Annotated in this window: 10 protein-coding genes; 3 read left to right on the forward strand and 7 right to left on the reverse strand. The window is 57.8% G+C overall.

What is annotated here, in order from left to right; genetic code table 11:
• Positions 1-270 precede the first annotated feature (270 nt).
• The 4 genes from HX846_RS06840 to HX846_RS06855 form a co-directional block, all read right to left on the reverse strand.
• On the reverse strand, positions 271-2,652 hold the full coding sequence (locus HX846_RS06840; RefSeq protein ID WP_003210517.1) for a TonB-dependent receptor: 2,382 nt from the start codon (positions 2,650-2,652) through the stop codon (positions 271-273).
• Positions 2,653-2,761: 109 nt separating this feature from the next.
• On the reverse strand, positions 2,762-3,601 hold the full coding sequence (locus tag HX846_RS06845; RefSeq protein ID WP_003210519.1) for a FecR family protein: 840 nt from the start codon (positions 3,599-3,601) through the stop codon (positions 2,762-2,764).
• Positions 3,598-4,101 (reverse strand): RNA polymerase sigma factor, encoded by a 504-nt coding sequence (locus HX846_RS06850; protein WP_003210521.1) that lies wholly within the window; start codon positions 4,099-4,101, stop codon positions 3,598-3,600. The genes HX846_RS06845 and HX846_RS06850 overlap by 4 nt, the downstream gene beginning before the upstream one ends.
• A 297-nt stretch (positions 4,102-4,398) precedes the next feature.
• Entirely contained in the window at positions 4,399-6,021 is a 1,623-nt protein-coding gene (locus HX846_RS06855) for a PLP-dependent aminotransferase family protein (protein WP_102368746.1), read from the reverse strand.
• On the opposite strand from HX846_RS06855, the gene HX846_RS06860 reads away from it, so the two are divergent.
• Together HX846_RS06860 and HX846_RS06865 are read left to right on the forward strand one after the other, a co-directional pair.
• Positions 6,020-6,682, forward strand: a complete 663-nt coding sequence (locus HX846_RS06860) for an FMN-binding negative transcriptional regulator (protein WP_178965173.1) — start codon at positions 6,020-6,022, stop codon at positions 6,680-6,682. The genes HX846_RS06855 and HX846_RS06860 overlap by 2 nt on opposite strands.
• On the forward strand, positions 6,667-7,431 hold the full coding sequence (locus tag HX846_RS06865; RefSeq protein WP_003210527.1) for a sulfite exporter TauE/SafE family protein: 765 nt from the start codon (positions 6,667-6,669) through the stop codon (positions 7,429-7,431). The genes HX846_RS06860 and HX846_RS06865 overlap by 16 nt, the downstream gene beginning before the upstream one ends.
• Positions 7,432-7,866: 435 nt before the next feature.
• Here HX846_RS06865 and HX846_RS06870 read toward each other — a convergent pair whose 3' ends face one another.
• Positions 7,867-9,066 (reverse strand): MFS transporter, encoded by a 1,200-nt coding sequence (locus HX846_RS06870; RefSeq protein ID WP_178965174.1) that lies wholly within the window; start codon positions 9,064-9,066, stop codon positions 7,867-7,869.
• Positions 9,067-9,164: 98 nt separating this feature from the next.
• Between HX846_RS06870 and HX846_RS06875 the strand changes: the two genes are divergently transcribed.
• Positions 9,165-10,106: a LysR family transcriptional regulator gene (locus HX846_RS06875; protein WP_177036102.1), complete on the forward strand. Its 942-nt coding sequence runs from the start codon at positions 9,165-9,167 to the stop codon at positions 10,104-10,106.
• Positions 10,107-10,208: 102 nt separating this feature from the next.
• Here the strand turns inward: HX846_RS06875 and HX846_RS06880 are convergent, their stop codons facing one another.
• Together HX846_RS06880 and HX846_RS06885 are read right to left on the reverse strand one after the other, a co-directional pair.
• On the reverse strand, positions 10,209-11,009 hold the full coding sequence (locus tag HX846_RS06880; protein WP_177036103.1) for a GNAT family N-acetyltransferase: 801 nt from the start codon (positions 11,007-11,009) through the stop codon (positions 10,209-10,211).
• A 385-nt stretch (positions 11,010-11,394) separates the two neighbouring features.
• On the reverse strand, positions 11,395-11,868 hold a 474-nt coding region (locus HX846_RS06885; RefSeq protein WP_256739787.1), incomplete at its 5' end, for a methyl-accepting chemotaxis protein.

Consider the following 11,868-nt stretch of genomic DNA (forward strand, 5'->3'; position numbering starts at 1 on the left):
GAAAACCCGGGGCGATTCATTCTCGGCGCTTTCATAAATGTCATCGTGTGTATGATTGCTGGAGATTTTAACGCAGGAACTGCCTGATGAAATGCTTCATTCAAGGCGAATATCGCGTCAAAGCGGACAAGATCCTGAAATGTTGGTTGTTCGATAATGCGTGTTGGAAAGTCAGCTTACTGATCGTGCCATAGGCCAGTGGAGCGTAGTCGTCTACTCTCCCTGGCCACCATCGACGGGTGTTCTGGCAGTTGAATGGCGCAGGCGTCTTCAGAACTGGTACTTGAGCCCCACCATCACGTTGCGCGGATCACCGCTGTAGTAGCTGTTGTAGAGGCCGTAGCCTGTGTAGTACTCGCGATCAAAGATGTTATTGAAATTAAGCGAGGCACTCAGGTGCTTATCGATGTCATAACGTGCCAACAAACCGACCACGGCAAAACTACCCTCCTTGGCCTCCGATTCCAGTGACTCGTTGACGAAGTATGTCTTGCCCTGCCAGATAACGTTGCCGCCAACCGTCAGGTCCTTGAGCGCACCGTTGAGCTTGTAGGTGCTTGCCAGCTTGAACTGGCGCTCAGGGCGCTGGGAGTCGATACGGTTGTGCTGCTCATCACGCGGCTGGGAATAGGTGAACCCGGTCAGTACCTGCCAGCCCGGCAATACTTCGCCGGAGGCCTGCAACTCAAAGCCCTTGGTGGTATTGGTCACACCCTCGTAAGCATCACGACCGTCGTCGGTGCTGCCTACGTACTGCGCAAAGTTGTCCTGCTTGGTCTTGAACACCGCGATGCTGGTGTTCAATGCACCGCCGTAGAACTCGGACTTGAGGCCAGCCTCGTAGTTCTTGCCGGCCATGGGTTCCAAGACTTTGCCGCTGATATCGATGTTGCTTTGCGGTTCAAAAATGTCGGTATAGCTGACATAGACCGAATGCTGCTCAGTCAGGTCATAGACCACGCCAGCGTAGGGGATGACCTTGCCGGTTTTCTTGGCATCATCATGGTCAGGGTTGGCCGGGTCAGAGTTATAACCCAGCTCGCCTTCGCGCTTGTAGTTGACGACGCGGCTACCTAGGATAACGGACAGATCGTCCGTAGGTTTGAGGCGCACCGCGCCAAAAGCGCCGACTTCCTTGATGTGATAATCCTGGGAGCTCCAGGTTACGTAGGACGTAGGGCGAGGCGCATTATTGCCCCAGTTGTCAAAGTCCACGCTCAGGCGCGCAGAGGTTGCATCGGCATTTTGCGAGAAGTAATCCGAGCGGCGGTCGCTGACATTAAGCCCCAGGATCAAGTCGTGGGTGCGACCGAGCAAGGAGAACGGCCCGGTGGAATAAGCATCCACCGAATCGGTGTTGATGACATAGGTCTTGTGGCTACGGAACAACTGGGCTTGACGGGTCGTTTGGTCTGGGTAAGGGCCCCAACCGATCAGGTTGCCTTGCAGTTGCTCGGTGTCGCCTTTCCAGTGGCTGGCTTCGACACGCAGCATCCAGTCATTGTCGAAATGATGCTCGACACCGCCAAAGTACTTGGTGCTTTCACTGTCGGCATAGGCCCATCTGGCCGCCGGGTTTTTCGAGCGGGAAAAATCGGTACGCGTGCCATCGGCGTAAAACAACGGCAACTGGCCAAAGCTGGAACCGTTGGAGTTGATCTTTTGATAGTCGATACCGCCATACACCATGGTGTTGTCGCTGATGTCGGCTTCACCGATGGCGTAGAACACGTTTTTCTTCGACGAGTAGTAATCGATGAAGGAGTTGGAGTCGTCGTACGCCGCGACGACCCGACCCCGCACTGCGCCGTTTTGCGTGAGGGGCCCGGACAGGTCCATCTCAGTGCGATAGCGATCCCAGCTACCGCCACTGCCAGACACGTACCCCTGGAATTCCGTGGTAGGACGCTTGCGCACTAAGTTGACCACGCCCGCCGGGCTGCCGACGCCGCTCATCAATCCAGTGGCGCCGCGTACGACCTCCACCCGGTCATAGATGGCCATGTCCCGCACACCCAGGCCGTTGGTGTTAGTGGTGAAATCTGAAGTAGGCACGCCGTCGTACTGGAAGCTATTCAGCGCGAAACCACGGGAATAGAAGTTGAAGCGCTCGCTGTCGTCATGCATCACCGACACACCGGGGGTTTGCCCCAATACATCAGAGATTGTGCCCAAGCTCTGATCAGTCATTTGTTGGCGAGTGATCACCGTCACTGATTGTGGTGTTTGGCGCAGGGTAAGCGGCAACTTGGTTGCCGTACTCGTCGCGCCCGTAGTGTAGGACCCGGAGTTCTCCGTCGTCACACCCAGCGCGTGCCCCTGAATCGTGGTTGCGCCTAAGTTGAGCGCGTCATCGCTGGCGGATGGGGCGATCAAATAACTGCCGTCGTCGACCTTCTGCACCTGCAGGCCGCTTTGGCCGATCAGGCTTTGCAGGGCCTGCTCCACGGTCATCTGGCTGTGCAGCGCCGGGGCTTGCCGGCCCTCGGCGATATCCGTGGCGAACAGCACATGGCTGCCGGTTTGTTGCGCCAGCGCATTGAGGGACTTATCCAGCGCTTGCGCGGGAATATCCAAGCGGTAGGTGGCGGATTGCGCATTGGCGGCCCCCGCCAGTAACAGGCTGGAAGCCAGTAATGCCAGACGTTGCACTCGCGTGTTCTTACCCATTGTGATCCCCAGTGATGAAAGTGCTCTCTATGGGCAATGGCGTATGACGCTGTAGGAATCTTGATGTCGTGTTGAAAATAATTCTTGTCTGTTAGCGAGTCTTGTTAAGAATCACGCGGCCATCGGCGGTACGTATCAGGCTCACCGGTAGAATCCGCGGCAGCATTTCGATCAGTGTCTCGACGCTTTTGCTGTCGAACTCCCCCGACAGGCGCAGTTCACCGGTGGCTGTATTGGCCACTTTAATACGCTGCTCGCGGTACTGCTGAAGGTCGCGCACGACCTCACTCAGTGGCGTACCGTCGAAGCGCAACTTACCCTGCTGCCAGGCCGTCAGCGCCTCGCGGCTTGCCGGTGCCACCGTGCCGACCCCTTCAGCGGTGGCACGCACCTGCTCGCCCGCCTTCAGCAGGCGTGGCGCGGTGTGGTCATTGTTGACCTCGACACTGCCCTCGATCACACCCACATCCACCCCACGCTCATCGCTGCGTAGATTGAATATTGTGCCTATGTCCCGCACTCGTACGCCCTGGCTACGCACAATAAACGGCGAATCGCCATGTACCACGGTGAACATCGCTTCGCCGTTCAGCAATTCCAATTGACGGCTGCGCAGGCGTTTTTCGATACGCAGATGAGCGCCGGAATTGAGCATCGCCAAGCTACCATCCTGCAAACGAACTTCCTGACGTTGGCCGATGGCGACCTGCACATCCTCCGTCTGCCAGGCCGGATCCAACTGCCACAAGCCACCTGCCAGCGCCAGGACCAACAATCCGGCACCCAGGGATTTCTGTTTGCTGCGGCGGCTTTTGGTGAAGGCTTTACCTTCGGCCAGCAAGGTTTCCTTGGAAGGCACGCGCTCACGCAAAGCGTCCGCGAACGGCTGCAGCAGATCGTTTTTGGGGTCACGGGAAGGCGAGGAATTCATGGGTTTTTCCGAAGGGCTCGGCGCGCCGGCTCCCAATGCTGACCGATGGTCTTCATGGCCCGCCCGAAATGCTGGGTCACCATGTTCACCGAAATTCCCAGCTCCTCTGCGATCTCCCGTTGCGACATGTCATGGATGCGATGCAGCAGGAATACCTGCCGCTGACGCACGGGCAACGCCTGGATGATGTCTAGCAACGCCGCCAGCTGCTGCTCGAAATCCAGCGCCTGGGCGCCGTCCCAATCGTCGACGCTCAGGTACTCGGGCACATGGCCATTTAAATGAGCCTGCCGCGTACGCTCGGCGCGAATACGGTCGATGGCGCGGTTGAACGCCGTTTTACGCAGGAACGCCAAAGGCGTGGCGATGGGGTCGCGGGGTGGTTTCTCCAGCATCTGCACGCACACTTCATGCATCAAGTCGCGTGCGAAGTCTCGGCCGTGGAAGCGACGCTTGATGTAGTCAACTAGGTCGTCGTAATGGAGAGCCAGGGCGGCCATCAGGGGGTGATGTGTGGGCATTCCGAGAACTGGCGTTTATGAGAATAGATCTCATCATAAAGGGTTGAGGGGGAGATAGCGAGGGGGAGTTCAAGGCTACTGCTGACGTGCCGATAAATTTCAGATTTAACGTAGAAGCGCACACTTCAATTTTGGCGAAGCGTTTTTACACACTCTGGGCCATTAGCGGTCGATCACGCCCAGCAGCTATTGGCCGATTTCTGCCTTTCGTGACAAGCAGCAATCGGCCAATAGCGGTGCCTCCGTCCAGAACCAGTTTCCACCCTTAGCAGTCACTCAAGCCGACCACTTTTTCTTATTCGCCTTATCTCTACCTTGTAAATTTGCTCGAGTCCGAAGCTCTTTAACCTCCCGAATCACCGTGCCAAGAATGCCGATCCCTTCATGAATCTGCTGCGTTGTCAGGCCGGCATAGCCCAAAATGAGTCCTGCCGATCGCTCGTATTCTACCGACGCTGGTTCGGCAAACAGCGGCGAAAGCGGATATACGCCAACCCCGCGTTCGAGCGCTATCGCCTGCAACGTCGGCTCATCCTGAGCGCGAAGCGCGGGTAGCGTTAATACGCCGTGTAAGCCCGCCGCCATGCCGGCCAGTTGCCCATATTCCGCCAGATGCTGTTCAAAAGCCTCCAGTAATGCCCTTCGCCGCAGTTCATTTTCCCGCCGCAGGCGGCGAACGTGACGCTCATAGGTTCCACTTTCGATCAATGAGGCGAGCACGTTTTGCTCCCAGCGCGGTGAGTGTCGATCGGTCAGCCGTTTGGCTTCACGGAAAACGTGAACCAACTCGCGTGGAAGAACCAGATAACCCAACCTGAGTTGCGGTGAGAGTGCCTTGGAGAACGTTCCGACATAAATGACGCGAGCATCTGCGTCCATGGATTGCAGTGCGTCGATGGGCCGCTGGCCATAGCGAAACTCGCCGCCGTAATCGTCCTCAATGATCCACGCGCGATGTCGCCTCGCCCAACTCAGCAGTTCGAGGCGACGTGCGACAGGAAGCACCGCCCCCATGGGAAACTGGTGCGACGGAGTGACAAAGGCCAGGCGCACGCGATCACCTTCCGGCAGAGCACTGGTATCCAGTCCAGAGGCATCGACGGGTATGGGCAACGCCGTCGCGCCCGTGGCCTCAAAGCAATATCTGGCCATGCGGTAGCCAGGCTCTTCGAAGACGAATGCATCTTGCGGGTTCAGCAAAAGCCGGGCGCACAGGTCAAGTCCTTGCTGCGAGCCATGCACTACGAGTATTTGATCCGCATCGCACGCCAGACCGCGTGCGCGTCGCAGATAACCTTGCAGCGCATTGCGCAAGCGCTCTTCCCCTTCGGGGTGGCCGTAAGCGAGGCTCGGTTGACGCTTGACTAGTTCGGAACGGTAGGCGCGCTGCCAACCCAGCGCCGGAAAATCCCTGGTAGCGACTGAGCCGTACCTGAAATCGATGCGGGCTTGGGGTGACGCCATGTTGTACGGCTTCATGATGGCCACTCGTTGCCCGTAAAGGGAAAGCACTGGCGGCAGTTCCTTTTGCTGCGCCGAGTCCCCTTGGGCATGCCCGGATTGAGTGCTGATTATGCTCGCTACCGTGGCGGCCTTGCCCACTGATGTCAGGACAAAGCCTTCGGCCGCCAGTTGCTCGTAAGCCGCCGTTACAGTGGTTCGCGACACGCCGAGTTCGGCCGCGATTGCCCGCGTCGACATGAGCCTCGTGCCGGCGGCAAGCGTGCCGTCTTCTATCTGCGCGCGCAGCCTGGCATAGATCCGACGTTGCGCGCCGCGGGAAAATGCATCCGGATTGGCTGAAAACTGGCCCATGGAAAAACCTCGAAACTGGCACTTTCGATGATGCAGATCGTGGTCGACATTATGGACTCCCAACAATCCGTAGTGAAATCCCATGTACATTCCCGAACACTTCGCAGAGCACCGCCCGGAACAGTTGCACCGAATTATCCGCGACAATCCGCTGGGCATCCTCGTGACTGAGGGTGAATCCGGCATGGATGCGGACCACATTCCCTTTGAACTCGATACCGGCCACGGAACATACGGGTTGCTGACCGCTCATGTGGCCCGCGCCAATCCTGTGTGGCAACGTTGCGCCGGCGGCACGCCTGTCATGGTGATCTTCAGGGGGGCAGAAGGCTACATTTCGCCCAACTGGTATGCGTCCAAGCACGAAACGCATCGCCAGGTTCCCACATGGAACTACGAGGTGGTGCATGTGCATGGCGTCATGCGCGTGATCTCGGAAGAAAAGCTCCTGCGCCGCACCCTGGCCCAGCTGACTCGCCACCAGGAGTCCAAGGAGATCAAGCCCTGGAAGATGGGCGATGCGCCGCGTGAATATCTGGACGAGATGGTGTCGAGAGTTGTCGGTATCGAGATCGAAATGCAGTGCGTTGAATGCAAGCGCAAGCTCAATCAAAACAAGTCGCACGCTGATCGCTTGTCTGCGATCGCGCACTTGCGCGAGCGCGGGCACGTTGAGCTTTCTTCGATAATGCTGGCCAACCTTGAGCAGCCGGATCAGGGGGCAGCACCGTGGACCTTGAGTTGACCACCACCACGATTCTGGTGACCTTCGCCGGAGTTTTTTTGATCTGCTTTATGAAAGGTGCCTTCGGTGGAGGCTTCTCCATTGTCGGCATTCCGCTGCTGTCGCTGGTGATGGATCCGCTCACAGCCGGCGGACTGCTAGCGCCGTTGTTTATCGCGATGGACCTGTTCGGCCTGCGTTACTGGAAGCCATCCACTTGGTCTAAACCCGACCTGGTGCTGTTGTTACCAGGTCTGATTGTCGGCATCGGTGTCGGCTATCTACTCTTTCGCGTCATGGATCACCGCGCAGTCGCGTTAGTGATGGCGGCGGTTACCCTGATTTTTGTCGGCCTCTGGTTCAAAACCGGTGGGGAAATCAGGGTCAGCCAGCGCTCATCGCTCAAGGCGGTGTCCGCAGGCGTCACCTCTGGGATCACGACTATGGTCGCGCATTCTGGTGGGCCACCATTAGCGATGTACCTGTTGCCGCTCGGTCTAAGCAAGAAAACCTATGCCGGCACCACCAGCATGTTCTTTACCGTAGGCAATCTGCTCAAGGCAGTGCCTTGGCTGCTGTTAGCCAGGCCCACCGGTAACGTGCTAAGCCTGATGGTCATCTGCCTGTTAGCAGTTCCAAGTGGTGTCTGGCTGGGCTGGCGACTGCACACCAAGCTGGATCAACGCCAGATGTACCTTGCCTGCTACTGCCTGCTCGTAGTCACGGCGGTAAAACTTCTGTGGGACGGCATAAGTGGCTATATCGTCTGAAAATGCCTCACCACTATGAGGCCCAACGTTACGGCCATTATCCGACTGGCTGCCAACGGAATGTTAGCAGTCAGAGGCCGTTCAAATGGCCTGTGACACTAGGATGCTCTGCTCGGCTAGGCGTGCTTCATCGAGCTAAAATTAGCGCTTGAGGACTTCGTCAGGGTAGTAACCGAGCATCTGAGCTGGACGCAGATACTCAGACGGCGCTCCGAACAATTTAATCGAGCTGCTTAGAGTGACGAAGTTGAGATTGAGCGGCGGCGTAATATCACCGGCATTGCGTGCCGTCGCTTGAGCCTCATCGAGTGCCTCGGAGATGCTGTTGATTGCAGCTCCGGAACACTCCGAGGAAGGCATCACACAGCATTTGTGTGAACTGGCTTGCCTGCATTTTGGCTGAGCCGAATTCGGACTAAGCGGCAGTAAAACCGGTCAGGGCTTGGACAAGCTCCTGAACCCAGCTTGGCCACCCACCTTAACAACCAACCAGGCCAGCAGCACCAATCCCAAGGTTGCCCAGGGGATCGATCCCACGCCTGTCGTCTCAAGCAGTACACCGCCCACTACGGCACTGCCCGCAAACGCGAGGTTCAGTACGGTCACCAGCATCGACTGAGCCACATCGGCACCGTCGGCAGCAGCATTCGCCAAAGCTGTCTGCAGCAGGGTCGGTGCACCGCTGTAACTCAGCCCCCAGGCAGCCATCGCCACATAAACCGCTATGGCAGGCAGGCCACCCAACGCCAATGTCAGAGATACCAGCGCAAACCCGGCCAGGCTCAACAGCACCAACCGCCGCAGCCAGCGGTCAATCAATAGCCCAGTGAGCCAGATACCCACGAGAGCCGCAATGCCGAACGCAAGCAATGCCTGCTCGACCTGTCCATCCAACCCGACCGATGCCAGGAATGCCGCAATATAGGTGTAGAGCATGTAATGAGCCATGATCCACAGCATAACTACCGTCAGCACCGGTCGCACGCCTGGCCTGCAAAAAACGTGACCTAGGGACAAGCGCTGGCCAGCCCGTTGCCCGGCAAAGTCAGGGACATTCAGCCGAATCCAAACCATCAGCGCCAGGCTCAACGCCGCTAGCAGCCCGAACACATTGCGCCAACCGATCTGTTCACCCGTCCAGGCACTCAGTGGTACGCCCAGCGCCAAGGCGACGGGGATACCCAGCATAGCCACTGCCATCGCGCGGCCTTGCAAGGGCGCGGCGACCATGCGTCGCGCATAACCGGCCAACAGGCTCCACGCCACACCAGTGGCGACCCCGACGATCAGGCGCGCGACCAGGGTGAGGGCAAAATACGGCGACAAGGCAGTTACCGCGTTGCACAAACAGAACACCCCCACTGTCAGTAATAGCACAAGGCGCCGTGGCCAACCTTGCAAGGCCAAGGTCAAGGGAACGGCCGCCAGCCCGGAACCGAGGGCACACGCGGTGACCCATTGCCCCGCCCATGCCTGGGAAACCTCAAACGTGTCGGAGATGTATGGCAACAGGCCGGCGGGTACGCTCTCGTTGGCAGTGGCGATAAAGCTCGCGGTGGTCAGGGCCAGTAAGCCAGTGATAGGTAGTTCTGAGGACGGTAGGGTGTTGGGTTGAATCGATTCTTCGCGGTTCATGAGCTTGCTCGAAAAACAGGTGAGGCCTGATTGTGATGAAGTGTCTGTGATTTGATAATTGGTCTAGAATTTGATGCTTAATCAAATCTGGATTGAAGATGGCCACTGATCGATTGGGGGACATGCGCTTGTTCGTTGAGGCTGCCGACCTCGGCAGTCTTTCAGCCGCTGGACGCAAGTTGGGGTTGTCGCCGGCGGCGGCCAGCGCACGGTTGCTCAAGTTGGAGGCGGCGCTGCATACCCGCTTGTTTGATCGCACAACCCGTCAACTGCGCCTGACTGATGAAGGCCGGTTCTATCTGCAGCAATGCTGGGTCGCCTTGCGCGCCATTGATGAGGCGGAGGCGGGGTTGCAGGCGAGTCAGCAGGAAGTACGCGGTAAAGTCCGTCTGTCTGCCTCTACTGACTTTGGCCGTCACCTGCTTAATGACTGGCTCGAGACCTTTTGCGCGCAGCATCCGCAGTTGAAGGTGGCGCTGACCTTGTCGGACGCTATGTCTAACCTGGTACAGGACGATGTCGACCTGGCCATTCGTTTCGGCCCACTGCGTGATAGCTCGTTGATCGCCCGGCAACTGGCACCCAACTGGCGGGTGCTTTGTGCCTCGCCGGACTACCTGGCGAGCCACGGCGAGCCGCAGACGCCGGCCGAGCTCACCGGGCATAAATTTATTCTGCTGGTGACTCCGGCGGGTCCTTTAAACACCTTTCATTTCAGGGTGGACGGCCAGACATGGAACCACAGTGTGCCATTGGAAAGCGCCTGGGAAACCAACGATGGCGCCGTGGCACGTGCTTGGGCATTGGCCGGTCATGGCATTGCACGCAAGACCATTTGGGACGCAGCAGCGGATATCCGTGCCGGGCGGTTGAAGGTGCTGCTGCCTGACTATTGCGTAGCAGAAGCTGGGGTGTTTGCGGTGCTGCATGGCAATCGGTACCGAATTGCCAGAGTGCGGGTCCTGTTGGACTTTCTGGTGGAGCGTTTCAAATGTGCCACCGAGGAACTTCTGCGCGACGTCGATGTGCCGAGGTTTTAAATGAATATGAACAGCTCTGGCTGACTTACCATTTTCGCCATAGGCGCAGCAGCTTTTTACATCTACCGTTCGCACAAGCGGAAGGTAGATTACGAATCTGTTTCAACCATCTGCCAAGCGGTACAGCGCCTGAGCATGAGACGCCGCCAGCCCAATGCGCTGCAAATTACGGCGACTCTGTGAACTTGGAAGCGCAGTTGCAGCAATCACCAGGCTGCCGTGCTTCTTTGCTTGCTCTATCCGGTGAGATATCAGCGCTCCATGATAGCCCAAGCCTCGTGCATTTTTTCGAGTGGCAGCCGTGCCCAGGTAGGCAACGCCATTGCTGGCCAGGTACATCAACGCGCCTGCAACGACTTGCCCATCAGCTTTAAGGACGTAGATTTTCAGGCGTTCATTCGACATCAGTCCTGCAAAACAAGCCTGGCTCAACTGACGATGCTCTGGCTTGGTATGAAAGCCACTCGCATGAACTGCCGCGAACTCCGGGAGAGAGTCTGAAGTGGCCTCTTCGATGTTGAATAATTGGGGGGTCAACACCGCATCCTCGATGGGGCACGCAAGCTGCAGATGCGTCCACCCCCTCAAACGCTCGAATCGCTCCTCACCCACAAAAGCGAATTGCTCCAACGTCGAGGCTTTCCCGATAAGGGGCGTTACTGTTGAATACTCCGCTGACTCCTTGAGCAAGCTCAGCAGTGAAAGGGGGTTGCCGGTGCTGTCACCGTAGATACGATTGAACATCGGGCTAGGTGTTGCCTTCACCTGAAAGCACGGAAAGGCCCCATTGAAAAACACACGAGCACCAAAAGGATTTCCACTAACCCGCGACAAGCTCTCAACGCGGGAACACAAGTACTCGCTTTCTGCGGCTTCGATGGCATGCGCCCATTCAACATCCATGTGCATCGTCTCTTTGCAAGATTTCCAGGGAAGGTAGCGGTAAATCAACCCCTACGCACCTGCGAGGGCAGTGAAATAGATTGTCAGGCCAATGGGAGAAGTTTGGGCATCTGCCACAGAAGAGACATCGCCTGGCTTGTCGATAATCGACCCGGCTGCGTACATGCTCAAAGCCAATCCGATGTGCGATGACTTGATGGAAGAGGCAAGCCGCTATGCGTTATCCGGCCCACGCTCAAAATGAACACGGCACGTCCAAATAAAGGAGCAGAAAGGGCCCGATTCATTTGATTGAAACCCGATCTGCCCGTAGCGACGCTCACGCCTGGACTAACAATCCGCGTCAGAAGCAGCGCTTGAATCAAGCACCGGCCCATGCTCCCACTCACTGATGAAACCGGCGCCCCAGCGCATCCAGCCGCACCGCAATCGGCGGTAACCGCTCACTGCTCCTGGCCAGCGTCTCCACATCCTGCGCCGTATTCTGCGCGATGCTCTGCACCGACTGCAGCCGCCCCACAATCTCCACATTCGCCGTGGATTGCTCACGGGTGGTCGACACAATCCGCCCATTCAACTGGTCGATCTGCGAAATATCATTGCCCACCGCCCGCAGCATCTCCACCGCCAATTGGCTGTCCTCCACGCAGCGCTCCACGCCCTGGCGACTGTCGTGCATGGCCTCTACCGCTTGCCGGCTGCCGTGTTGCAACCCTTCAATAATCGTCTTGATCTCCTGGGTCGACACCGCCGTGCGTTGCGCCAGGCTGCGGACCTCATCGGCGACCACGGCAAACCCGCGCCCTTGCTCACCCGCGCGGGCGGCTTCGATGGCGGCGTTGAGGGCCAGCAGGTTGGT

This window comes from Pseudomonas sp. K5002 (assembly GCF_013386655.1).
GTDB lineage: Bacteria > Pseudomonadota > Gammaproteobacteria > Pseudomonadales > Pseudomonadaceae > Aquipseudomonas.